This window comes from Microbacterium testaceum (assembly GCF_020781835.1).
GTDB classification, from domain to species: Bacteria; Actinomycetota; Actinomycetes; order Actinomycetales; family Microbacteriaceae; genus Microbacterium; species Microbacterium testaceum_H.
Genome location: NZ_JAJGNJ010000006.1, coordinates 153,903 through 176,941, shown reverse-complemented (window position 1 = coordinate 176,941; position 23,039 = coordinate 153,903). Strand labels below are relative to the sequence as shown.

Here is a 23,039-nt window from a genome sequence, read left to right as displayed (position 1 = left end):
TGTGGCCCGACTATACCTAGGGCGCAACCGGGGTGTCCACCGGGCCAGCCAGCGTTTCGTTCCGTGCTACACGGCCGGGGGCGTGACCGACCGCCCATCGTCGCCGTGGCCGAAACGTGTGTCCACTGCCGGGCGACGACCATCACGATCTCTTCCAGGGGCGGGTGACGGCCTCAGCGCTGCCGGTCGGGGGAGGTGCGCGCCACGCGTAGGCCGACGTCGTCGAAGGCGGCACGCGGGTTTCCGCCGCGGCGTGCCGACGCACGGACGACGGCTCGGGCATCGCTCCACCCGCCGCCGCGGAAGACCCGGGCGTCGCTGGTCTCGGGGGCGAAGAGGTCCCAGCACCACTGCGAAACGTTTCCGAGCGTGTCGAACAGCCCGTGCAGATTGGGCAGGCGTCCGCCGACCTCCACCGGTCCCCTCAGACCGTCGGCGGCGGTCCACGCGATCTCCGCGATCGGGCCGTAGGTCGACCCCGTAGAGCCGGCCCGGCACGCGTACTCCCATTCGTCCTCTGTCGGGAGCCGGAAGCCGTCGGCCTCGATGTCCCAGTCGACGTGCTCGCCGTCGTAGGCGTAGACGGGGTCGAGCCCCTCCCATTCGGAGAGGGCGTTGCAGAACCGCACGGCGCGCAGCCAGCTGACCTGGACCGCGGGTCGTCGGGGATTCTGCGCGGTGATGCCGAGGATCTCGGCCATCTGCTCCTCCGTCACGGGATAGACGCCGAGGTCGAATCCTTGGACGGTGATCTCGCGCCGGTCCGCGCCGCGCTGGTCGCCACGAAGGACGCTGCCCGCGGGGATCCGGGCCATCTCGACGTCGGTCATCGCAGCTCCAGCATCCAGAGGTCGGCGTCGCCGGTGAGGAAGAGGCGCCGCTGCCCGCTGTCGAACGCGAGATTGCTCACGACGTGCGGGGTGGGAATGACCCCCATTCGCGCGCCGGTGTCGTCGACGATCACGACACCGGCATCGCTGCTGATCCACAGCCACCCTCGGCGGTCGACGGCGAGTCCGTCCGGGATGCCGGCATCCACGGTCACGAACGTACGTGGGGCGCCGAGGGTCTCGCCGTCCCAGCGGCACGCGACGACGCGGGGGAGACCGTTGGGGTTGGATTCCGCGATGTAGAGGGTCGTCTCGTCGGGGCTGAAGCCCAGGCCGTTGGGCGCGTCGAGGTCGATCATGCGCTCGAGGGGGTGTCCTTCGCGCCAGCGGTACACGCTCTGGTGGCCAAGCGCCGATTCGGCGGGATAGCCTTCGCGCGGGTCGGTGATGCCGTACGTCGGGTCGGTGAACCATACGGCGCCTGTCGAGTCGATGACGAGGTCGTTCGGCGAGTTCAGCGGTGTGCCGTCGAACGCGTCCACCAGGAGACGCGTGCCGGTTTCGTCGGTGCGGCTGATGGCGCGTCGGCCCTGCTCGGCGTGAACGAGCCGACCGTCGGCATCCACGGCATTCCCGTTCGCGAACGCCGACGGGTCGATGATCGCGATGACGCTGCCGTCCTCTCGCCATCCCAAGGTGCGACGCCCGACGACATCACTGAACACGAGCATCCGCTCACGCTCCCACCACACCGGGCCTTCGGCCCAGGATGCGCCGGAGTACAGCGAGCGCAGCCTGGCTTCGGAGGCGATGACGGCTCGCAGGCGGTCGTCGTAGACGCGCGGCGGGGCGACGTCGACGGCGGAGGAGTCCCGGGGCGGCTGGAGGATGCGGCCGTCGATCATCGGGGGAGTGGGCATACCTTCAGTGAATCGATCGGCGTGGTCCGCCGCAGCCGGGTTGACGCATGCGGCGGAGATTCCATATGGATGCCGGGTCCTGCGCCCAAGGGGCGGCGGCATACAGTGCGGATCGAAAAGGAAGGGCGTCGCCGACCGTAGTCGACGACGCCCTCCTCTGTAGTGGGGTTACGAGTTGGTCTCGGCGCGGTTGCGACGCACCTTCGCCGCGACGGCGACGGTTGCACCGGCGGCCAGAAGGGCGCCGCCGCCGATCCAGATGCCCATCATCGACTGGCTGTCGACACCGGTGGCGGGGAGCGCCGTGCCGCCCGCACCGCCCGCGTTGACGCCCGAGCCGCCGCCGGCCGAGGCGCGGGGGCCCGTGGCGGACACCGTGTAGCTGCCGCTCGGGTTGGCGGGCAGGGTGACGACGGCGGTCGCTACGCCCGAGGAATCGGCGGTCTTGATCACCGAAGCCGAGGTGACGGGCAGGTTCGCGGTGGCGATGTTGGCTCCCGTGACTCCGCGGCCGACGAGCGTGAACGTCACGCTCGCGCCGGGAGTGAAGCCGTCGATCGGAACGGGACCGTTAGCTGTAACGGTGACGGTGACGGTGTCGGGGCTGGTCGGCACATACGCCTGCGCGACCGCCGGGGCTGCCAAGAGCAGCGCGCCCGCGATGGTCGCCGAGGCCGCCGCCTTGGTGAGCTTGTGCTTCATGACTGCCTGCTTTCGAATCCGGGCTGCGGTGCTGTGGTGGTCCGCTCTTTCCTGTATCTGTTTGCTGCTCAGATTGGGATGAGAATGAAGCGGGTTTACGTGTTGAGAGACACTCTGAGTATCCCTTAGGTATCTCCCCTGTTGCAAACCGACGCGGTTTCCTTTTCGTAAACACTCGCTGAGGTCGCTGTGGCGGTCTTCCTTGGAATCTTTGAAGGGGTGTCAGTTCACACTGCCACCCAGCGCAGGTGACGGTACGCTGCAAGTCGTGCGGATGACCGGATTCACGGCACTGTCGGCCGTGGGTGTCACCAGGGCTTCCGCAGTGGTGGCGCTGGACGTCCCCTTCACCACAATGGTCACGTTCACGGCCGTCTGCGGAGGCAAATCGGCACCATAAGTTAGCACTGACCGTCCCGCGAGTTCCGTTGCGGTGAAGGTCGCGCCATTTGACGCTTGCGCGGACACAAGCTCGAATCCCTCCGGGAGATAAACGTTCGTCACGACCCTTGCGGTGCCCGGAGCCACGCCATAGACACCTCCCCCAGTGATGTACCAGGGGAGGCTCGTCCCGGCATCTTCGGGCGCGGTGTTCCCGAGGTTCGCGCGAAGGGTCAGTTGACGGAAACCCCTCTCGCCCGAGGCCTGGCAAGAGTCCCACACCAAACTGACGTCGGGTTTCACGTAGTAGCTCATCTTCGAACCGGTGCCGTCGTTGAGGAACACCCCGAAGCGTGGCATTTGAGCGTCCGTCGAGGGGAGCTGGCCCGCCATCGACGAACCCTCAACGATGATTTGCTCTTCGGTACGAGCGTTCCATAACGAGACTCTGCGCTCGTCGACCGCCCGAGCGAAAGCCGCGATCAGCCCCGCGCTTGAGCCCCGGCCATCTAGGAAGGCGTTGAAGATCGCCGCCGAGGATGCGGCGAAGAAGGCATCCTGTTCGGCGGGGTCGGAGTATCGCTTGTAAACATCGCTGAGGAAGAGGGAAACGGCGTTGTCGGCGTCGACAGCAGTACCGTCTGGCAGCAAAACTCCTCCCGTTGCTTCGAGGAGATACGAAAGCATGACGGGATCGATTGCAATCACGCCGTCGACCTCGCGGCCCGTTTGCCTGCGGTACATTTCGCGAGCGAGCGGCCCGTCGACGGTGAAATCAGGGATCTGCGTCAGGTTGTGGAAATAACGCGCCGGTCGCGTGCCGTAAATGGATTGCACGTCTTCTGGGAGGGCGACTACCGGGTCGGAGATGCCGCGCGACAGTGCCGTGGCCGATTCGGAGCCCGCGAGGGTCACTCGGCCATTCTCGGTCTGGAGGAGCAGGGCGGTGCCAGTGATTCCCCCGAGGGAGCGGAACTCGGCGTTGTTCTGAACCAGAATCAAATATGAGCGCGCTCCGGCCCCCCCCAACATGTCGGGCAGCAGTTGGCTCGCGCGGGACACCGCATCGAAGGCGCCGACGGACTGCGCGAAGACTTGCTCGACCTGATCTGTGAGATAGGCGAGTCGGCCCATGAGCGGCGTTCGGTCGATGGACCGGACGTGCGTCAGTGCCTTAGTCGCTTGCGCCGCCGCGTCGGTCGCGGGCCCCTCGAGTATGGTCAGCGAGCTCACGTCGATTCTGCCGTCCACTGGCTTCAATGCATCGAGTGCACCGGCCGGTATCGCTTCGACGAGCGGCAGCGCGCTGAGTCGTACCAGGTCGTCGGAGGAGGCCGTCACCACGCGGACGGCTTCCAACTGTGGTCCGATCCAGGGAGCACGCTCGAGGAGCCTCCACACGGCATCGGATGTGAGACTCCGAGCGGCTCCGGTGTCATCGGCGAGTAGGCGAAGCTGTTCCGTCGCCTCGGACGGATCGCTCGTGAAGGATGAGACCAGCTCGGGAGCGCTCATGCGAACGTCGTTCAGGTGCCCGACGGCAAGAGCTCCGCGAATTCCGACCCATGCCAGAGCGAACACGGTGAAAGCGATGAAGGCTCCCAGGGTGTAGAACACGATCGTTCCGGCCAGATGCGGCGCATCGCGGCGCGCCTTCGCCCTCATCCTTTGCGGGCCTCATTCCAAGAGGTCGATGAGGACAAACGAAAGCGCGGCGCAGTGCTGCAGAGGTCAGCTATCACGTCGTGTCTCGCGTGAGTTCCGCCGGGCGCCGAGACCGGACTCTTCGAAACCTCTGACATCGGTCGAGACCGTAACCGCGGTTTTCCGCGACCGCTGGCGGCGCTGCGCGCCTCGGGTCCCCTTGACAGGCGCTTCGCGATAGCCGTGGCCGTAGCCACAACCGTAGCCTGCGTGATACGAGTCGGGACCCCGCGTCGGCACCATACACATGATGAACCCCGCGAGCTTGGCGCCGGCGGTCGCCAGCGCCTCCGAGGCGCCGGTCAGCTGGTGCTTCGTGGTACGTCCCGCGGCGACGACCATGAGGGCCCCGCTGGTGGTTCGCGCGAGAACCGCTGCGTCGGTGACCGGGAGCAATGGAGGGGCGTCGCAGAGCACGACATCGAAATCACGCTCGAGCATCTCGAGCAGAGCATTCATGCGGGCTGATCCCAGCAATTCGCTCGGGTTGGGCGGAATCTTGCCTGCGGGGAGCACGTAGAAGCTGCGTCCGCCCCACGGCAACATCACCTCGTTGACCTGAGCCCGGCCGATGAGGACGTCGGTCAGTCCTGCTCCACCCTCAATGCCGAGGTATTCGGCGACCTTGGGTTTGCGCAGATCCGTATCCACGAGGGCAACGCGCTTGCCGGCATCGGCGAGCGCGATTGCCAGATTGATGGCGGTTGTGGACTTGCCTTCGGTCGGGATAGAGCTGGTTACGACAAAACTGGAGCGTTCGCCGACATCGAGGAACTGAAGATTGGTTCGCAGCGCTCTAAACGACTCGGCGCGCGTACTCAGTGGGTCCGCGTGCACGATGAGAGGGCGTTCCTTCGCTCTTTTGTCGAAGGCGATGGCTCCGATTCCGGGTGCCCCGGTGACTCGTTCGACGTCACGAGGAGTTCGAACCCGGTTGTCTAGGGCCGTGCGGAGGACAGCGGTGCCGATCCCCGCGGCTAGGCCGATCAGCGTGCCGAGAGTGAGGTTCAGAGGCATGTTCGGACTGGAAGGGCGATCCGCTGCTTGAGCGTCGCGGACGCGGCTCAGGCGGACGGGGCTGGAGCCGTCGTCAGCTTCCGGCTCGAGTTGGGGGACGACCGCGGCCAGGCTCTGAGCTACTGCGTTCGCGATTTCGGCTGCTAGCGCGGCGTCTGCATCTTCGACGACGATCGTGATCAGTGTGGAGTTCAGCGCGGCGGAAGCCTTCACCCTGCTGGAAAGCTGTGCACCCGTCTCCTGAAGTCCCAGCTCCCTGGCCACGGGATCGAGCACGACCGGGGTGTTCACGAGCCCGACGTAGGTATTGATCCGCGCTTGCGTGAAACTCGAACCCTGTTGCAACTCGGCGGTCGTGCTCCCGCCCTGGGTAGAGACGAAGACTGTGCTGGAGGATTGGTAGATGGGGGTCCTAGTCGAGGTGTAGGCGAGCATGCCACCTATACCCAGGATGGTCAAAGCGACTATAACAAGCCAATTTTTCCGCAGGATACGGATGTTGTCGCTGAGCTCCATGGTGCCTCTCGAAGGTGCGCGGGCCGAAGGCCGTTGCGCTCGGAAATCCTGACTAGTCTGTCACATGAAATGTTTCCATTCGGTTTTCATCAGGCAACCGATTCGCTCTCGTCCGGGGAGACGGACCTGAGCGGCAGCAGTGCGCGTTGAGAGACGACGTTGCCGTAATGTTCTTACCGTGCGAAGCGACTCGTCGATGCCTCTGACTCGTCGCGCACTGCGGGCGGCGGAAGAAGCGCCTGATTTCTCCCTGTCGCCTACGGGTTCGCCACCTTCCCGGCGACGGGTCGACTTGTGCGCGTCAGAAGCCGGCGGCCGACCTCATACGGGCACGCCCTTGTTTGTTCCGCTGCTCATCGGCGGAGTAGGCACGTTCCTCTCGGCCGCACTGGGCCAGACGTTCGTGCAGCCCGGGGGAGTGCTTGCGCTTATGACTTTGTGGACGTTTCTACTCGCTGGCTTCGTCTATTTCGCCCGCAGGGTGCCGATCCGCTCGCTCTTCGCCTTCCGCGCTTCGGACGTTGTTTGGGGCGTCGGGCTAGCCGCGGTTCTCCGGCAGTTCGAAGGCATACTCAACGGGGTAGCCTCCGCTCCATTCCCTGTCGCAACCTCGCCGAGTGTCGTCGCATGGTTTGGGGAGGTTGTTGTTCCAATCGGCGTGATCGGTCCTGTCGTTGAAGAGCTCTATTTCCGGGCGTTTCTTACTGTGGCCGTCTTCAGGCTGCTGGCACCGCGGATGGGGAGGGTGATCGCCGGTGTGGCGGCTACGGGATTCTCCGCGGGAGCGTTCGTGCTTCTTCACACATGCTTCGCGCCGCTGGGGCTGATCGATGCCATCGTTCTCCTCGCCGTGGGCGCGACCTGCGCGGTTCTCGTTACCCTCACCGGGAGAATCTGGGGCGCAGTGCTCTTGCATGCGAGCTATAACATCCTCTATGTCACGGTGGCGGCGCTGGGTGCGATCGCCGCATGACGGTCTCGGCCCGACTTCGCTTTCGTTCTTCAATCAAGGATGAAACTCGACGAACGGGAAGTATTCGCCAAAGATGCGCGAGCTGGCGCACCGGATGCTCGAGTCCCCGGGCGTTGCGGTGGGGGGCGGCGGCAGGCGGAGGTCGGCGGGGGCTCCAGGCCCCGGCGTTACGACCGATGCGGCGCAGCGGATCAGACAGCTAGAGACGGAGGACACCGGGCTTCGCAGGCGAACAGAATTCCGCGGCCGCGAGTGCGTTCTGCGAAGTGGGTCGACTCGGCCTGATGGTGACGACCCGGTTCATCAACGAGTACAGAGATCGTCACGGGGTCGCGCTCATCTGTCGGGTCCCCAGACCGGCAGTGCGGGGGCCGTGCCGAACGGCTTGGTGACAACTGTTCGTTAGCGCCGGGAGGTGCTGGCGGGGCGGACGTCATCATGCCTGGCCCCTATCCCAGAGCGTTTCGTGAGGACGTGATCGCGGTCCCTCGTCGCGGCGAGAGCGGCGTCACCATCAAGCAGATGGCGACTGATTTCGGTGTCAGCGAAGCGGCGCTACAGAACTGGCTCCACCAAGCCGATATCGAGGAAGGTAACCGTCCCGGTCAGACCGCGGCGGATGCGGCCGAAGCGCGGGAGTTGAAGAAGCGGATGGAGAGGCGACCCAGTCCGGGACGCCGACGTGCTCCGCGCGTATCAGATCAACGCGCTGCGTGACGCTCACCACGACGACCCGACGTTTGGGTACAGCTACCTCGCTGACGAGGCGCGGGGGCGGGGTGGCGGATGAGTCGGCGCACGGCGTGGAAGCTGTGTTCGCAAGCCGGGATTCTCTCGTCCGCTCAACGTCGGCGACGCGCTAAGGGCAAAAAGGCTGGGCCATTCGTGTTCGACGATCATGTCCAGCGCGTGTTCCGTGCCTATGCGCCGAACCGGCTCTGGCTCACCGATACCACGAAGCATTGGACGCGCGAAGGCAAGCTGTATTGTTGCGCGACCAAGGACGTGTGCTCGAACCGCATCGTCGGGTACTCCATCAGCGATCGAATGACCGCGAACCTCACGGTCGACGCTGTCCACAACCCCGTCGCTCGCCGGGACGAGGTCGCCGGGTGCATTCTGCATGCCGAGCTCGGCAGTCAATTTCGCAGCAGAGCGGTGGCTGGGGAGCTGCGCCGTCATGACATGGTCGGCTCGATGGACAGAGTCGGCGCCGTCGGCGACAACGCGGCCATGGAATCGTTCTGCTCGCTGCTGCAGACCAACGTGCCCAACCAGCAACGGTGGGCGACGCGTCAGGAGCCGCGGATGGCCGGCGTGGCGTGGATCGAGCGGAAGTATCACCGCCAACGCGCGCAAGACGCCCTCGGGTGGTTGACGCCCATCGAGTCCGAAGCGAAGCTAACCGAGCCGCTCACACTCGCGGCCTAAACCGAAACAGTCACCAGTTCGTTCCTCACGCCCCGGCGTGCTGGAACGAGTCTCGCCCCACGGTTAACTCGACATGAGTACCCCCACCGAACTTGAGCAGGCCTACTACGCTGACCTCCAATCAGCTAACGCGGCAGCTGCCGGACAAGGTCCCCTATAGGAACGAAAATCGGGCCGATTTACTTGAACCGATACGAACCAGATACCAGCGTGAAATATCGCGTGTGCGAGGATGGTCTTCGGAACCCCAACCGAGAGGCGCCATGGAGCTTCGTGACGACATGCACATTCTGCGCATGAACCGGCTCATCATCTCATCGATGTTACAAACCCGCTTTGCATCGGCCTGGCTGTTGCTTTCTAACTCACACTCGACTCCACAGTGACCATATTCTCGCCGGTCAAGACCAAAGCGATCAACCGCTCCGGCATCGCCGCCACTCCTGACTCGGGGGATGATTGCTCATGCCGCGCCAGCTACCCTCGGCGATGCGTTCGAAGACGTCGAAGTGCGCGAGGCCTCCGCATCCGTTGCGTCAAGATCTACGTAGTTCGCTCGGCGCTCTCCTCTACAACGTCCGATAGCTAGGATGTGCCCCAAGCCCACGCTCGGAGGTCTCGTTGGTAATGCCCCGGGGCGTCTTCGCCGACACCAAAGTGCGGGGCCCTTCGCGATGTCGCCCAGATCACCCCCAACCACTCATCGGCATCATTCAGTTCGATCCAAAGGCAGTCGGCCAGCCCGTCATTCTTGAATGCGATCCTTACGAATGAGTGCGCCGATATTTTAGAGCACTACCCGCCGGTCCGCGGCTTATAAGAATGAGTGGCGGCACAAGCTTCATGATCGCCGTGAGCATCTCCAGCGAAGGTAAGCCAAGCGGGACGGCAAACCTCGCGATCACGCCAGACGGTGCCAGGGAGGGGACAGTCATGTAGCACCTGCTGCCGAGGATAGAGAGTCGGATACGAATGCCGTCTATGTCGTCAGTGCCGGCAGGGCATTCAGGCCTCGCCCCAGTGGCTGCGCATCCATCGCAGCAACCTGGTGTCCCTCGCACCGAGTTGACGACAGCGCGTTCCGGCGAGAGCCAGAACTTTGACAAATATGCAGGCAGGAGAGATCCTGCCCGTTCTTGCGTACCTACCACCTGGGGGAAGTTCGAGAGGAACCGTTCATGCGAGTAGGCAGTCGACTGTGGCCTTCAGAGCCGCGAGCGACACTGTCATCCGGTTTGTCAGGCGAGGGTTCCAGAGAGGCGCTCTGCTTCAAGTCGAAGACCTGGGCCCGAGGGAGGACCGATGTTGCGTCGCAACCCGACCATGGCTGGATATTTCATCGAACAGCAACGCGTTATGCAGTAGTCTAGAAACCTGCGCAGAGAGTGCCCACTAAGGAACCAGTAATGAACTTCAGCCATCTCTTGGCAGTGATTCGCCACAAACGCGATCGGCTCTCTTTCTATCTCGCTGCACTCACCTCCATGCGGCGCAAGAGGGGGAGATCGCTCGCTTTTGTAGTAGGGTCCCCGTTTCACGAAAACCTCGGCGACCACGCCCAAAGTCTGTGCGCCGCCGAGTGGATACGGTCGAGCTATCCCCAGCATGACGTCGTCTTAATCGACACCATGTCCGCTCTAGTATATAACGCCTGGCTCATTCGGTGGGTTCAGCGGATATTCCTCGAGGGCGATCTGCTGTTCGCGCATAGCGGCTACCACATGACCGATCTCTACCCGCGGGAGATCGAATTACAGCGACTGCTATTGCGTCAGTTCTCCGGAATTCCAATAGTGTTCCTCCCGCAGACCGTAAACTTTGCGAACGACGCAGACCTTGCGGATTTCTCCGCAGAGATTGAGAATCACGGTGCTGTAACCATAGTGAGTCGCGACGTTCGATCACATGAAGTGGCTCGAGAAAATTTCCCCTCCGCGCAACATCTGCTCTTCCCTGATATTGTGACCCGCGAAATTGGCCGTCGTAGTTATGGAGCATGGTCCGAACGTGCAGGCATACAACTTTGTCTTCGACGCGATCGGGAGTCAGTCTATGTTGCTTCCGGGGAAGCAGACCGCCTCGAGCGATATCTCTCCGCGATTGCGCCAACAACATTGTCGGATACTGAGTCGGAACTCCGTCCCACCTATATCCGCAAGAATCTGAAGAGCGTTTTGGAGCGGACCTGGCGGGTATTCTCCCGATACAAAGTCACTGTGACCGACCGCTACCACGGTGTCATCTTCTCGCTCATTGCGGGAACCCCCGTTGTGGTCCTGGGCACGACTGATCACAAGCTACGTTCCGGTGTCGCATGGTTCCCAAGCCACATCTTCGAGCGTTATGTGTTTTTTGCAGAGACGGTCGACCAAGCGGTGGAGCTAGCGGCGAAGGCGTACGGAACTCCTCCGGTCAAAGCGCTGCCTCCGTACTTCGAGACTGAGTACTACTCACAGTTGCGCGCAAAGATTGAGGTATTGCGACGAGACCACGCCACAGACACGGAGTCGAGGTCTCTATGACAAAGTCTCCAAACCGTAACGACGGCGAGTATCTGGCTTCCTTGCGTGCTCTGATTGCTGCGGATCTCGAAGTAGGTAGTGGTGTCCTCGCCGCCCGCTCCGAGCGCGTAACAATGGAGCTGGACGATCGCGGCTTCTACCGCTCGGTGCTCGCTGAGGATATTACGGACGAGGACGCGCGGCAAATTCTTGATGTGTGCGCAATGTCGGATTTCAAGGTCGCCGACGAGTCGCAGTTAGCCAAAAAACTGTACGGCGGTCGAGCCGACGCACACTTCGATCCAATTCTCGGGTATTTCCATTCGCTTCATGTAGGTTACGTCGAAGAGGGATCATTCCGATCAGCTGGTAGTTCCGGCGGAATGGCCTCTTGGTTACTGTCGGAGCTCCTGCGCCTCGATCTGGTCGATTACGTGGTTCATGTGGCAGAGTCTATCGACGAAGGGCGCCTGTTCACCTATCGAGTCTCGTCCACTCCAGACGAAGTGCTCGCGGGTTCGAAGTCTCGGTATTATCCGGTCGAGCTCTCGAGGGTCCTCGCGATCATGCGGCGTAAGCCGGGACGCTATGCCGTGGTCGGTATCCCGACCGTAATTTTCGAGTTGCGCCTGCTCGCTGAAGTGGACGATGAGATTGGCAGATGTGTCGCATACACCATTGGACTCATTTGCGGTCACCAGAAATCAACTCGTTATGCGGAGAGTTTCGCCTGGCAGTCCGGGATAGCTCCATCTAGCTTGGATAGTTTCGACTTCCGCGTAAAGAATGGTGAGGGAAAGTCTTGGGACTACCGCATGTCCATGACTGGGGAAATCGATGGCCGGCGACAGACTTTAATGCGTCGGCAGTCGGACCTGTTCGGGAGCGACTGGGCTTGGTGCTTCTTCAAAGCGAAATTCTCCGACTACACTGATGATGCATTCAATGAGACTGCGGACATTGTTGTGGGAGACGCGTGGCTCCCGGGTCACGAGGACGACCCATTCGGTTCCAATGTCGTGATTACGCGGCGGCCGGATCTTGCGCGTTTGATCCAGGCAGGGATTGGCGAGCGCCGACTTCGCTTTTCCGAAGCAGAAGTGGATGAGGTACTTCGCTCGCAACGGGGGCTGGTGCGTCATACCCGAGACGAGATCGGCTACCGTCTTGCCCAGGATGATCGCGCTCGGCGTGTACGCCCGCAGAAGCGGTTTGGCGCTGACCCGACACTTCCGTATCTAAGGAGGCTCGTCCAGAGGCAGCGAGTTCTCATAGCCCAGGCTAGCCATGTCCACTACCTGCGCGCCGTGGAGCTCGGAGATTGGAATCACTTCTATCGACGCATGCGTCCTCATATTTGGCGCTATAGGCTGCTCTATCGTGTTATCGACCTCACCTCTGCGCTTCAACGCAACGGGCTAATAGGCTCCGTAAAGAAGCTGTTTCGTCTATGAGTTTCGTTTATGAGTAGTCCGGTACGTTCGGCTAGGGGTGCTGCAAGAGTTAATAGTTCAGTCTTAATGAAGGCTAAGCAACGGAGGCTCAAGTTTAAGCTATTAGCTGCGACTTCTTTCGTGTGGATATTGGTGCTCGTATTAGTCGACATCGGCCTTGTCGCCTTTCCGTGGGCGGAATCGTTGCCGAAAAGTGATGTGATATTTGTACTCGGCCCCCCGACGCCAAATCGCATCGCGTATGCAGAAGAGCTTTACTCGCGCGGCCAAGCTTCGCGAATCCTCATATCCGTGTCGCCGTCGGGTGAACCTCTGTCAGCGGCTAAGATCGAAGCTTGCGGTCATTCCTACGTCGATTGCGTCACGCCCGTTCCGTTTACGACTAAGGGTGAAGCGAGAATGCTCAATGCGTATCTCTCAAAACGCGCGGTAAGCTCCGCTATCGTAATCACAATCGTGCCCCACGTTTCCAGGAGTCGTTTCATATTCGCCAAGTGTTCTGGTGTATCCACAGCATTATTCGGCGTTAGAGAGGGTTGGCAGCTTTCGGATTGGCTTCATCATCTTGCCTACCAGTCTGCAGCCTTCGTGAAGGCGGCGATAACTGAGTGCTAGCTGCGGCGCGTATCGGCTCCTCGGACATCTGGCGTGGGTCACAGGGCGAGTTGTCCGGTGCGGGGAGGGCGAGGAGCCGGTTGTTCGATGACGTGCACGCTTGTATCTGAGCTCGCCGGTGGCGGGATCTTTGGGAAGGTGTCGTGCCTGTGTCTGCGCGATCAAGGACGTGTTCTCGAACCGCATCATCGTTTGGTTCCTGACCGCGAACTCAAGAACGCTCACGGCGGCTGACGCGGATCGAGTTCGGTGCGCAGATGACCGACCCGCTCATTCCTCGCAGCCTATACCGAACCTATCAGCCGTTCGGTCCTCACACCGGGCGAATCGATTCAATGCCCACGCTCTCCTGGTGGCGAATCAAGTTGTAAGCATGTCTCAGGACGCATGAACGATGACCGCTGCCGCGGAAACACCGTTCATCCGGCAGGCACTTCTGAAAACTGGAGGCGAATCATTGTCCGTTTACGTCGACCTCACTAGCCAGAATTATCGGCCTATCGAAGGCGGGGAGCGGCTCACGTACGAAAGCGAGAATTGCTTCTTTCAGGCTTCGCGCATCGTGGTACCAGCGCACAAGTGGGTGAGCACTCAACGACGTCCGGAAGCTTTCATGCACGATGATTGGACGCTGTGCGGCTACGGCCTCCACGATCTTATTGGGAACGCCGCTTTTTGCGCGGTTCAGCACAACAACCACTGTATTACCGCGGTATAGATCTCCGATATCATCGACAAAACCGTGGACTCGGGAGCCCGGTATGTCGGAAAGTAGACACGCGTTCGGCCCATAGATGTCTATACGGGCATCGCCTTCGACCCGGCGTACATGTGGCCAACATTCTCTCAAGCACTGGATGCCCTCCCGTAAGTGCGAGGACGCAAAGTCACCGCTCACGGTGAGCCGCTCAGCCATTCCGGGATACACGGCGGCGAGAGTGAGTAGGCTAGCAGGTGCGCTCGGCGGAACAATCAGCGCTCGCCGCGTACGATTGATCGGTAAGTCAGCCTGGCTGTCCCTTTGGCTAATGTACGAGACGGCGACCCTTCTCGGAAGAGTCCGAGTGTAGCGGACGCCGTCCTCAATCGTGCGTCTTTGTCGGGCTTCGGTTGCTTCTTCGGCGAGAAGGAGCCAGCTGTCGCATACGTCAACGACTACATCCAGGCCACAGCGAGTCAGATAGCCGCCGATTCGCACCATGTTGGGCTGGAAGAACGCTGCTACGTGCACGATCGAGCCACGACGCAATAGCTCGCCGAGCAAGTACAACGTATGACCGACGGTATTTCTCGCACGACTAGGGCGAATCGCTGTAACCACGACCGTGGCGCCGCGCTTCGAATAGTAGTCGCGAAGGTGGTCCACTCGACGTCTGACTCCGCTTGGAAGCTCCTTCTGATCGCGACTTGTCAACACTACTATTCGGTCGGCACTGCTCACAAGCTACCCTCCCTAGGCCTCAATTTCATCGCTAGCGAGACTGAATCGAGAATCGCTCTACGTGTGAGGGGAATAGCAAGAAGCGCGATCAGGTAAACGCATACCGCGATGAGTAGGCCGCTAAGAAGGCCGCCCCAGAGGCTGGCGTCGCTATAAACGGAAAACCATAGACGTACGATTGCGTAGGCGAAGCAGCCTGACACTATTGTCGCCGAGCCATGCCAAAAGAACGGCCAAGATGAAGTCCGCGTAACCCGCGAAATCCAGACGAGAGCCAACGGCCAGCTCAACAACATCCCTATTGAGTAGGCCCAAGCCACGGCAGTTGGGCTATAAAGTGAGCATGTGACAATTGCGACCACCACGACTGGTTTCGAAATCATGTTATAGCGGAGCAACGCTCGCGTCTGGCCGCTGAGAACAAATCTCCAGTAATTCACCTGAGATAGTGCTTGAACGGCGCCGGCTATTGACAAGATCTGGAAGAACGGAACCGACGCCTGCCACTGGTTACCGATGAGGACCGGTATAAGGTGCTCCGCGGTACTGGCGGCAATTACAAAATAGCCTACAGTAAGCGTCGCAAGCGCGTACTGGATTCGAAGAAGCATAGCCGCGATAGCATCACCAGAATCCCCTCTCACTACCGAGACAACCACATTCGAAAGCGGGCCGAGTACCGCATTGGTCGGTAAGGTTAGGAGTTGAAAGGCGCGACTATAATACCCTGTAACCGTCGGCCCGTACTGAACGCCAAGCGTCACAGTATCTGCGTTGCCTTGCAAGAAGGCGAGAACGTTGGCCAGACCCAGATGCGCTCCTATGCGAAAAAGCAGAGAGGAGCCGTGGCCGCGGCGCGGGCGCTGCGGCAGCCAACGCGCACACAAAACCCGGAGGAGTGTCAGGCTTATTGCGCCGACCACTGACTGAGCAATGAGGGCCCAGTACCCGCCTCCCGCGTACGCAACCGCCAGTGCGCTCCCTAGCCCGAGTACAGCTGAGGCGATCTCTGTCGAAGCAAGCGAGCGGTACTTTTGGTCGCGTGTGAGTTGAACCTGGAACTGAGTCTGCAGACCCCCGAGCAGAAGCGCAAGCCCGGTCGTTGGGAGAATGACCCACATCCTCTGCTCGTCATAGACCAGCGCCGCGAGGGGAGTTAGAACGACGACGACCACGTAGAGAGCTAGACCCAGGCCCGCATTAGCCCAGAAAAGGTTTGACGCCTGTTGCGACGACAACGAGCGGGCTTGAAGGCCGGCAGTTGAGAGACCAAAGTCGCGCACGAGGTCCGCGAAAATCAGCAGAACTGTGGCCATAGCCATAAGGCCAAAGTCCGCCGGGGTGAGTAGGCGAGAGAGCAGCAGCGCGCCGAGCAGTTGAACGACTGTTCGAACAAGCTGGCTGGCGATGACTACACCTCCGCCGCGAACGCCGCGAGTACCTCTTGAGTGATTGTCAACCATCTCAGTCCCCACCAGCATACGCATGCGTGCGCATCTCGCCGGTTTTACCGTACGAGAACGAAGCAGCTAGTGCGCCCACAGCAAAGGCGCCTCGCTCAACGTAAATGCGCCTCTCCATACCCCGCACGCGAAAGAAGCAGCATGCGAGAGCCGCGAGGGCATCCTTCACTTGCCCAATTCTAAATTGCACGTTGATTTCTTTATTTCGATGTCGGTGCTTGCGGAGAAGTCGCACAAATCCTCGACCGTACCGCCAGTGCTGTTTGGCCACCCGCGAGAGATCGTCGCGCTGGAAATAGGTTATCACCGCGTCGGGCACGCACACCAGCGTGTATCCCTGGTCGGATGCACGCCAGAAGAAATCGATCTCATCGCTTCCCCCAAAAATTAATTCGTCGAAACCACCAATCCGGTCGAAGACGTCCCTGCGAAAACCACAGTTGGCACCTATCGCATACGGAGGCAGATCGTTTTCAACTTGATACAGGCGGCGTTCTCGCGCGACGACTCCGCTGCCCTCAATGAAACGGTTGATCCCGCCCCCCACGCAGGCAGCTCCACGTTGGAACGCGCGCCAGTAGGACTCGATCCAGTCAGCATGTGTAAGGTCGTCGGCGTCGCAGAGTAGAACTAGATCACCGACCGACGCGCGTATTCCCTCGTTTCTCGCGACATTGATACCCGCAGCTCTCGAGGCGTCGACTGCCCGAATAGGAAGACCCCGGCTCACATACTCTTTTACGACCATCACGGTACTGTCCGTCGATCCGTTGTCCGCTACCACGACCTCAAAGCCGACGGTCGTTTGTTGCTCGAAAATCGAGTCCAGCTGGCGGCGCAGGGTCGCTGCGCCGTTCCGACACGGTATAACTATGCTTAACCGCACGTCTCCGATCGGACCCTCGTCGCGGAGCGGGATCACCGTACGACTCCAATAGCTGACATAGCGCGGCTACCGTACTCATCCCATGAGAAACGATGCGAAGTAGCTACAGCTGCATCGGAGACGCGAGCTAGCTGCTCCCGATCCGACGCCACACTTGCCAGGAGTCTGGCCAAATCCTCCGACTGACCGACCGGTGTGGTCCATCCATCGATTCCGTCAGTGATGACGTCGCCGCCGAACGTGTGAGGTGTCACGATGGCGGGGGTTCCCACTGACATTGCTTCAAGCGCCACCAAGCCGAATCCTTCAGCAAGACTCGGCATCACAAGCACATCAGCCTCTGCCATAGCGAGCTTCAATTTCCATCGCGGCCGGGTACCCTGTATGTCAACGTGTGGATAGTTGCGACGTATGTGGGTTCGGATATCCTCACCGGCTCCGCCGATGAGGACGAGCCGAGCTTCTGGGATTTGGGCCCTATCGAACGCGTCCAGCAAGTAGCTGATGCCTTTTCTTTGATTAAGCTGGCCGGCAAACATTACCGTGAACCTGTCAGTTCGAGTCGCTTGAGGGATCGTCGAGATATCAGTGCCGAGTGGTACCACCCTGATCCGAGAACCAGCCACCCCTGCCTGGATGAAGGTGTCTCGAGCAAAAGAGCTCGGAACAATAATCAAGTCCGCGAGTTCGATCTCAGAATCTAGATCGGCTTCATCCTCACCGAGGATATCGTGGCCTTGGAGGAATGGTGCCCAATCTGGGTTCCGCTCGGCCTCCTGCCCTAGAAAATCGCGCATCCAACGGTGATGCGCGATTGGGTATAGCAGGACCCGCTTCGCCGCCCCCGCCGATCGGAAAGCATCGAGGGCTGAGGTGTACTGTGCGATCACGAACTCAAGCTCCCCTTTGTGCTCGGCTACGAAATGACCTGCCGCGCGACGGAAGCTCAGGGTGCGTGCCCGCACCATCTCCCGAGTACGCTTAGGCGACAATCGCATACCAGACTGAAGAAGGAGTTCACCGAACGCTGCGCGCCGACGTGTGTTCGACATCTCAAGTCCCAGAGGTAGTTCGCGACGAAGAATTTCGTGCTTGAATCGCTGGGGCACCAATGACGATCCACGGACCAAGTTCATCAGCGGGTGATCACTTGGCCACAGCGCCGATGACACGAACATCGTCGAAAACCCTGCGCGTGATGCCCCCGCAGCAAGGAATGCTGGCTCTGGGTGGGTTCCAGCGCTAAGGACGACTATGCGAGACATCCGCTATGAGCCTTTCCTGGGCTGCCCGCCTGAGTATTTGGTTCGGCTGGCGACGCGTAATGCGAAGAACATAACGAGCATCGCTGGAAGTGCCGCAATTAGAAGTCTCTGAATGTCGAAAGAGAGACTTCCGCGCATTATCGGGAATATGAAGGCTGTCGCCATGATAAAGACGAACGCGGTGAAGGGGGAGCGGCGTACCCAAGAAGCCTTGGTTATCGCACCCAAGAACAGCCCGAACATACTAGCGACGATCAGGACGCCAACCACGCCAAAGTTGAAGTATGGCTCGCTGTAGAACCCGAAGGAGAACCCGATTCCTTGAGCGTCCAGAGCCGGAAACAGTGCTGCATTAAGGACCTGATCAACCGAATCGGGCTTTCCAGCCCATAAATCACGCGGAATTGCCGCGCCGGCCGCGCCCACGTACGTCATGCCGTACTGCATTTCCAATGCGCCAGACTGCTGCGCCGCGAGTTGAACCTCGAAGCTGTCGACCATAGCCGTATCGAGGCCCCCGACGAATCCTTCTATCGCAACCGATGGGTTGAACGCAGCGATCAACGAAGCTTCCAGTGATCCACCTTGCGCCAGCTGATCTCGCCATAGACGCGGAGCGACGATACCGAGGAAAAAGAGCGCGGGACCGCCGAGGGCGACTCGCAAAGGCGACAGTACGCGGGGATTCGTGGTATAAAGCGCCAAAACTAGAGCGACGAGTATCGGTATGAACACTGACCTATTTCCGCCAGCGATCTCGGGGTACATAGCGACGATAAGGACAGTCAGGCAGAGCCATCCAGCCGTGTAGTTTGCTCGCAATCGAAATCCGAGAATCAACATTAGTAGTGCACCCGTCGAGAATTGCAACCCTGAAGTCAGGTATCCAGATGCGGCCACCACCGACCTGCGTGAGAGTTCCGAGCGTCCAGCGTTGATTCCTGTGAAAAAGCTTCCGACTCCATTTTGGAGTATGTACATCGAGTAGAGGAGGAAACCGACTGCCACGACGATGATTAGTGCGCGTCGGACTGACGGCCAGGTCAGCTCGTCAAAAGGTGAGATTCGTTCCAAAGGCATCGTTGACGGAGCCCGCCCCTTTCCGATTGCATAGCCGACGCAAATAGAGACAAAACCCAATCCGCAAATCATAGAAGCCGTCAAGAATGCGTCTCCGTATGCAGACCCGGTGAAGGCATTCATGCTCTCGGCTTCCAGCAGCTGATACATGGGACGCGCCATGAAAAGGAGGAACTGGCAATACATGACGACCGCCAAAGAGGAAAGCGCGTGTATTGGCCCTCCAAGTAGGCGCGCGAGGAGAAGCCCCACGAGAATGAAGACGCCGGAAACAAGCACGCCAGTACGACTCGGCGCATTTGTTGCGGTCTCAGGGACAACCCGCACAGTCAGGATAAGTACACCAATAACCGACGAGACGAGAGCGAACCAGCCATCTGAGACCCGCCGTTCACCGCCGAGAGTTTCCGCGCGGTATGCCGCGTGTGCCGTTGCTGTATTCATGCGCTATTGACCAAAAGTCGAGCGAATGAAGTATCACTGTGCTCGAACCCAGACGTTCTTCCCTGGCGAATTGCGGCATCTATTGCCGCACCAATCGAGTCGGCTTCTAAAGGCACCCAATTTACGCGCTCTGGCATTCTCGACGCGTCGGCGCGAAGGGAGAGGGCTCCGGCTGTGACCGCTCTCGCGCCGCTAATCAGCGCTCTTGCAAGGATTCCACTCGGGCCTTCATTAGAATGTGCGAGCACGACGCAGTCAAGCGCGAGGATCACGGAGTCTAGCTCACCATCAGTCATGTGCCGCGCGATTCGAACCACTCGACGCGATTTCCGGAGCGGCAGGATCCAGTCCTCGACCTCGCTCTCGTTCAGCTCTGGTGGCCCAGCCAGGACCAACCCCACACGGCCATCAAGGTTGGAAATTGCACGGGCAACAAGTTCGACATTCTTTCGCTTGCCGATGGCGCCGAGAATCCCCGCCCATGACTCAACCCCCGGAGCAGCCGAAGCAGTCCACTCCTTACGCAGCTCGCAAGCTTGAGCGGGGTCACCCGCAAACGATACAGGGTCGCGGATCTCAAAGGGTCTCAGTGAGCCAGTCGTGAAGCTCATCAGCTTCCACGGGCGATGATCGGTGAAAGTGCGAGCCCATAAGCGGAGCGCAGGCTTCAACGCACCCGTAATCCTGGCGGTGATGCTGGTTCCGGATGCCCCTGGCCGCATGATCACGAGATTGGTACCGCCGGGCCACCGAGGTGCCCCCAGTATGAGCGGGAGCAACCAGGTGTCTGCCTCGATGAAGACCGTTGGAAACGCAGAGTCATCTGGAACTCGCGACCTCAGCTTAGCAACGGAGAACTCGGGCACTTCCTCGACTAGGATGGATGTACCGAATCGCGCAATGTGTAGGCGAAACTCATCGGACTCTACTGCGCCATGAGGCAGGAGAAGCACGGGGCTCCGCCCAAGTTGCAATGACTCATCTACCGCCAGCGCCGCATACATGAGTCTATGTCCATGGTAGCCGGGTGAGACTATGAACTGTACGTGCGCTCGAAACCCATCAGTGGCGCACTCACTGCTGGACATAGTATTCCTCCAGGCCGGTCTTGACTCGTTCGACATACTCGGGCCAACTTAGGATGGCGCTGTTCTCTCCACGGGCACGTTCAGCGCGTTCGGCACGTTCGTGCAAGGACTGCGGATGAACACTTTCCATCGCCGCACGGAGGCTTGAAGCGTCGCCAGCAGGGACAATCGTGACGTCCTGCATCGGAATGACTTCCACGGCACCAATGTCGGCGGTAGCGATGACGGGTAGCCCAGAGGCAACGGCCTCGGCAACGGCCAGTCCGAAGTTGTCCTCAATACTTGGGAATACGAAAGCATCTGCAGCGGCGAGGCGATCGCGCAGGGCATCATGCGGAAGCGTCCCAAGATAGCGTGCTTCTGACGGCAAACGAGCCAGCAGTCCCGGTTCCACAATCGGGCCGACGAGATCCAGCTTCAGACCAGTCCCCTCGATGGCGTCGAGGAGGAACGGGATCCCCTTCCTTCGGCTAATCTGTCCCACATATATCAACGTCGGACGGCTGCGCTCGGCAGCCGTGGGCGAATCTTTCACCCGGACAGGACGGAACTTGTCGAAGTCCACTCCGTATGGCACCTGGAGTACCCGCACGTTCGCGTGAAATTCCCTGAGCTGCGCCGTCACCAGACTGGAGGGAGAGAGCACAACATCGGACTCCGCAATTTCTTGCTCAATGTACTTCGCAACGCGCTCGGGAAGCAGCTCTCGTGACAGGTCTGCGGCGCGATAGTGCTGCAGAAGTGCCCGGTTGTGTGCGTGTGGCGGAGCATCGACCTCGTGCAACACCCGAAGAGTTCCTGGTGCAGTCGCGCGGAACGACTGGAGCGATGCGCCCGGCATTCCTATGAAGATCCCAGAGGCAGCGCTGTGTGAAGCGGCGACGCGACGATCAAATTCTTGCTTCAAGAGGTCGAATGAAATGGCCTGACCCCAACCTTGACGAGTGGCGACGAGACCCACGAGGCGACGCGCCTCCAGCGCTCCGGTGACCGGTACGACTTCAACGCCGGTGGGCGCCTTTCCACGGGACAGGCGCGTCGCAACGCTCTTCGCTCTCTTGCCAGGAGAGTCTCTCAGCAGGCGCGCAATAGCGTCATTCAGCTTCCGCGATGGCGCAAACAATGCGACATCAGAGCCCGCGGCGCCCAAGTGCTCAACTATCTTCATGATCGCACCCTCCGCATAGGGTGCGGAAACAGTGTAGCTGACTGGCACCGAGCTCCCGCGAGTCTTATGCGTGGAACTCATCAGTCGCAGATGGCCTTCTGAAACACTGACGCAAATGCCTCCGGTGAATGACGAAGTATCTCGGGTTTTGGGACTCGCCCTATGTATCGCGATCGAGCGAGTCCAATTCCTTTGATAATCCCATCGACGGTCGGGCTCACAATGTACACGCCCCGCATTCCCTGAACCGACGGAGCAACCCCTGCACGCTCACTAACGATAACCTGGCACCCAGACGCCAGCGCCTCGTTTACCACGAGCCCCCACACCTCTTCCAAGGACGGCAAGATAAGTGTGTCAACGGTAACGAGCACTGAGGGAAGTTCCTCATTGGCGACCTGCCCCACAAACCGGACTCTTTCCTCAAGTCCCAACGCCAGGGTGAGGTCCTTGAGCATCGGCAACTGGTCTCCTGACCCCACGATCGTGAGCGTATCGTGCACGCCTCGAGCTTTCGAGAACGCGCGGATCATCCCAGCGACGTTCTTCCGCTCGATGAGCTGCCCGACGTAGGCGAACGCATGACCGGCATGAGTTGGACTCACGACTCGCGCCGAAGCCGCGGCGAAGGAAGAAACATCGACAGCGTTGAACCCCTCAAGAATGCGGGCGGCAGGCACACCCATTGAACGAATGGCGTCTCCGGCGGCAACTCCTGGTACCACGACGACATCCATGGATCGATAGAACCGAGCACGCGCCGCCGCAATCGGCCCCGCCGAGTAGCGGCTGCTCCACAATGTTGACTCATAGAAACCGACTCGTCGCGTGCTTCGACCTACGGCCGCGAGTATCTGCCAGTACGCAGGGGACTCCCACCCCCCGAACACCACCGCGTCTCGTCCTCGCGCAAGACGCCTCGCCGACTCGCGGAGGAGGAAGTAGCTGCTCTCTCCCCGTTCAAACCGAGACGAACGGGCAAACCTATGCTTGTACGCCGGCTCACTTCCGAGGTTGGCACCCATCCAATCTTCTCCGCGCCTACGCTCGTTTGCCAACCCTTCGTCGCTGGCAAGAAGCAGCACCTCGAGCGTAGTTGCGGCCGAAAGGGCACGCCACACGGGGCGCCGATAAGGCGGTGCATTGTTGGTGATCCACAG

17 protein-coding genes are annotated in these 23,039 nt (G+C 60.5%); 5 read left to right on the top strand and 12 right to left on the bottom strand.

What is annotated here, in order from left to right; translation table 11 throughout:
* Positions 1-173: 173 nt before the first annotated feature.
* From LL239_RS10705 to LL239_RS10685, 5 genes are all read right to left on the bottom strand, one after another.
* A complete protein-coding gene (locus tag LL239_RS10705; protein ID WP_228163425.1) occupies positions 174-830 on the bottom strand; it encodes a formylglycine-generating enzyme family protein in 657 nt (218 codons plus the stop codon).
* Entirely contained in the window at positions 827-1,750 is a 924-nt protein-coding gene (locus tag LL239_RS10700) for an SMP-30/gluconolactonase/LRE family protein (protein ID WP_228163424.1), read from the bottom strand. The genes LL239_RS10705 and LL239_RS10700 overlap by 4 nt, the downstream gene beginning before the upstream one ends.
* A 168-nt stretch (positions 1,751-1,918) precedes the next feature.
* Complete coding sequence (locus LL239_RS10695; RefSeq protein ID WP_228163423.1) at positions 1,919-2,452, bottom strand: LPXTG cell wall anchor domain-containing protein; 534 nt, start codon at positions 2,450-2,452, stop codon at positions 1,919-1,921.
* Positions 2,453-2,674: 222 nt separating this feature from the next.
* Positions 2,675-4,450, bottom strand: a complete 1,776-nt coding sequence (locus LL239_RS10690) for a DUF4012 domain-containing protein (protein WP_228163422.1) — start codon at positions 4,448-4,450, stop codon at positions 2,675-2,677.
* A 114-nt stretch (positions 4,451-4,564) separates the two neighbouring features.
* Complete coding sequence (locus LL239_RS10685; protein WP_228163421.1) at positions 4,565-6,070, bottom strand: polysaccharide biosynthesis tyrosine autokinase; 1,506 nt, start codon at positions 6,068-6,070, stop codon at positions 4,565-4,567.
* Between the two features lie 337 nt (positions 6,071-6,407).
* Here LL239_RS10685 and LL239_RS10680 point away from each other — a divergent pair, with 337 nt between their 5' ends.
* The 5 genes from LL239_RS10680 (at position 6,408) to LL239_RS10665 (ending at position 12,429) form a co-directional block, all read left to right on the top strand.
* Complete coding sequence (locus LL239_RS10680) at positions 6,408-7,043, top strand: CPBP family intramembrane glutamic endopeptidase (protein WP_228163420.1); 636 nt, start codon at positions 6,408-6,410, stop codon at positions 7,041-7,043.
* 438 nt (positions 7,044-7,481) lie between these two features.
* Positions 7,482-7,760, top strand: coding sequence for a transposase (locus LL239_RS18200; protein WP_445241963.1), 279 nt, complete (start codon positions 7,482-7,484; stop codon positions 7,758-7,760).
* A 69-nt stretch (positions 7,761-7,829) separates the two neighbouring features.
* Positions 7,830-8,474 (top strand): IS3 family transposase, encoded by a 645-nt coding sequence (locus tag LL239_RS18195; RefSeq protein ID WP_445241962.1) that lies wholly within the window; start codon positions 7,830-7,832, stop codon positions 8,472-8,474.
* A 1,406-nt stretch (positions 8,475-9,880) separates the two neighbouring features.
* Positions 9,881-10,996 (top strand): polysaccharide pyruvyl transferase family protein, encoded by a 1,116-nt coding sequence (locus LL239_RS10670; protein ID WP_228163419.1) that lies wholly within the window; start codon positions 9,881-9,883, stop codon positions 10,994-10,996.
* Positions 10,993-12,429, top strand: coding sequence for a Coenzyme F420 hydrogenase/dehydrogenase, beta subunit C-terminal domain (locus LL239_RS10665; RefSeq protein WP_228163418.1), 1,437 nt, complete (start codon positions 10,993-10,995; stop codon positions 12,427-12,429). The genes LL239_RS10670 and LL239_RS10665 overlap by 4 nt, the downstream gene beginning before the upstream one ends.
* 1,069 nt (positions 12,430-13,498) lie before the next feature.
* Here LL239_RS10665 and LL239_RS18140 read toward each other — a convergent pair.
* The 7 genes from LL239_RS18140 to LL239_RS10635 all read right to left on the bottom strand — a co-directional run bounded on the left by LL239_RS18140 (position 13,499) and on the right by LL239_RS10635 (position 22,616).
* Entirely contained in the window at positions 13,499-13,960 is a 462-nt protein-coding gene (locus LL239_RS18140; RefSeq protein ID WP_374197627.1) for a glycosyltransferase family 4 protein, read from the bottom strand.
* A 521-nt stretch (positions 13,961-14,481) separates the two neighbouring features.
* A complete protein-coding gene (locus tag LL239_RS10660; protein WP_228163417.1) occupies positions 14,482-15,972 on the bottom strand; it encodes an oligosaccharide flippase family protein in 1,491 nt (496 codons plus the stop codon).
* Positions 15,950-16,870, bottom strand: a complete 921-nt coding sequence (locus tag LL239_RS10655; RefSeq protein ID WP_228163416.1) for a glycosyltransferase — start codon at positions 16,868-16,870, stop codon at positions 15,950-15,952. The genes LL239_RS10660 and LL239_RS10655 overlap by 23 nt, the downstream gene beginning before the upstream one ends.
* The gene (locus LL239_RS10650; protein ID WP_228163415.1) at positions 16,867-17,724 is read right to left on the bottom strand and encodes a glycosyltransferase family 4 protein; all 858 of its coding nucleotides are present in this window, start codon (positions 17,722-17,724) and stop codon (positions 16,867-16,869) included. The genes LL239_RS10655 and LL239_RS10650 overlap by 4 nt, the downstream gene beginning before the upstream one ends.
* Positions 17,725-18,102: 378 nt before the next feature.
* The gene (gene wzy / locus LL239_RS10645; protein WP_228163414.1) at positions 18,103-19,329 is read right to left on the bottom strand and encodes an O-antigen polysaccharide polymerase Wzy; all 1,227 of its coding nucleotides are present in this window, start codon (positions 19,327-19,329) and stop codon (positions 18,103-18,105) included.
* Between the two features lie 1,368 nt (positions 19,330-20,697).
* Positions 20,698-21,879, bottom strand: a complete 1,182-nt coding sequence (locus LL239_RS10640; protein WP_228163413.1) for a glycosyltransferase family 4 protein — start codon at positions 21,877-21,879, stop codon at positions 20,698-20,700.
* Between the two features lie 80 nt (positions 21,880-21,959).
* Positions 21,960-22,616: a glycosyltransferase gene (locus LL239_RS10635; RefSeq protein ID WP_228163412.1), complete on the bottom strand. Its 657-nt coding sequence runs from the start codon at positions 22,614-22,616 to the stop codon at positions 21,960-21,962.
* Between the last annotated feature and the right edge of the window lie 423 nt (positions 22,617-23,039).

Coding starts and splice junctions, on each gene's coding strand:
- LL239_RS10705 (WP_228163425.1), bottom strand. CDS start 830: ATGACCGACGTCGAGATGGCCCGGATCCCCGCGGGCAGCGTCCTTCGT.
- LL239_RS10700 (WP_228163424.1), bottom strand. CDS start 1,750: ATGCCCACTCCCCCGATGATCGACGGCCGCATCCTCCAGCCGCCCCGG.
- LL239_RS10695 (WP_228163423.1), bottom strand. CDS start 2,452: ATGAAGCACAAGCTCACCAAGGCGGCGGCCTCGGCGACCATCGCGGGC.
- LL239_RS10685 (WP_228163421.1), bottom strand. CDS start 6,070: ATGGAGCTCAGCGACAACATCCGTATCCTGCGGAAAAATTGGCTTGTT.
- LL239_RS18200 (WP_445241963.1), top strand. CDS start 7,482: ATGCCTGGCCCCTATCCCAGAGCGTTTCGTGAGGACGTGATCGCGGTC.
- LL239_RS18195 (WP_445241962.1), top strand. CDS start 7,830: ATGAGTCGGCGCACGGCGTGGAAGCTGTGTTCGCAAGCCGGGATTCTC.
- LL239_RS10670 (WP_228163419.1), top strand. CDS start 9,881: ATGAACTTCAGCCATCTCTTGGCAGTGATTCGCCACAAACGCGATCGG.
- LL239_RS10665 (WP_228163418.1), top strand. CDS start 10,993: ATGACAAAGTCTCCAAACCGTAACGACGGCGAGTATCTGGCTTCCTTG.
- LL239_RS18140 (WP_374197627.1), bottom strand. CDS start 13,960: ATGGCTGAGCGGCTCACCGTGAGCGGTGACTTTGCGTCCTCGCACTTA.
- LL239_RS10660 (WP_228163417.1), bottom strand. CDS start 15,972: ATGCGTATGCTGGTGGGGACTGAGATGGTTGACAATCACTCAAGAGGT.
- wzy (WP_228163414.1), bottom strand. CDS start 19,329: ATGTATCAGCTGCTGGAAGCCGAGAGCATGAATGCCTTCACCGGGTCT.
- LL239_RS10640 (WP_228163413.1), bottom strand. CDS start 21,879: ATGAAGATAGTTGAGCACTTGGGCGCCGCGGGCTCTGATGTCGCATTG.
- LL239_RS10635 (WP_228163412.1), bottom strand. CDS start 22,616: ATGGATGTCGTCGTGGTACCAGGAGTTGCCGCCGGAGACGCCATTCGT.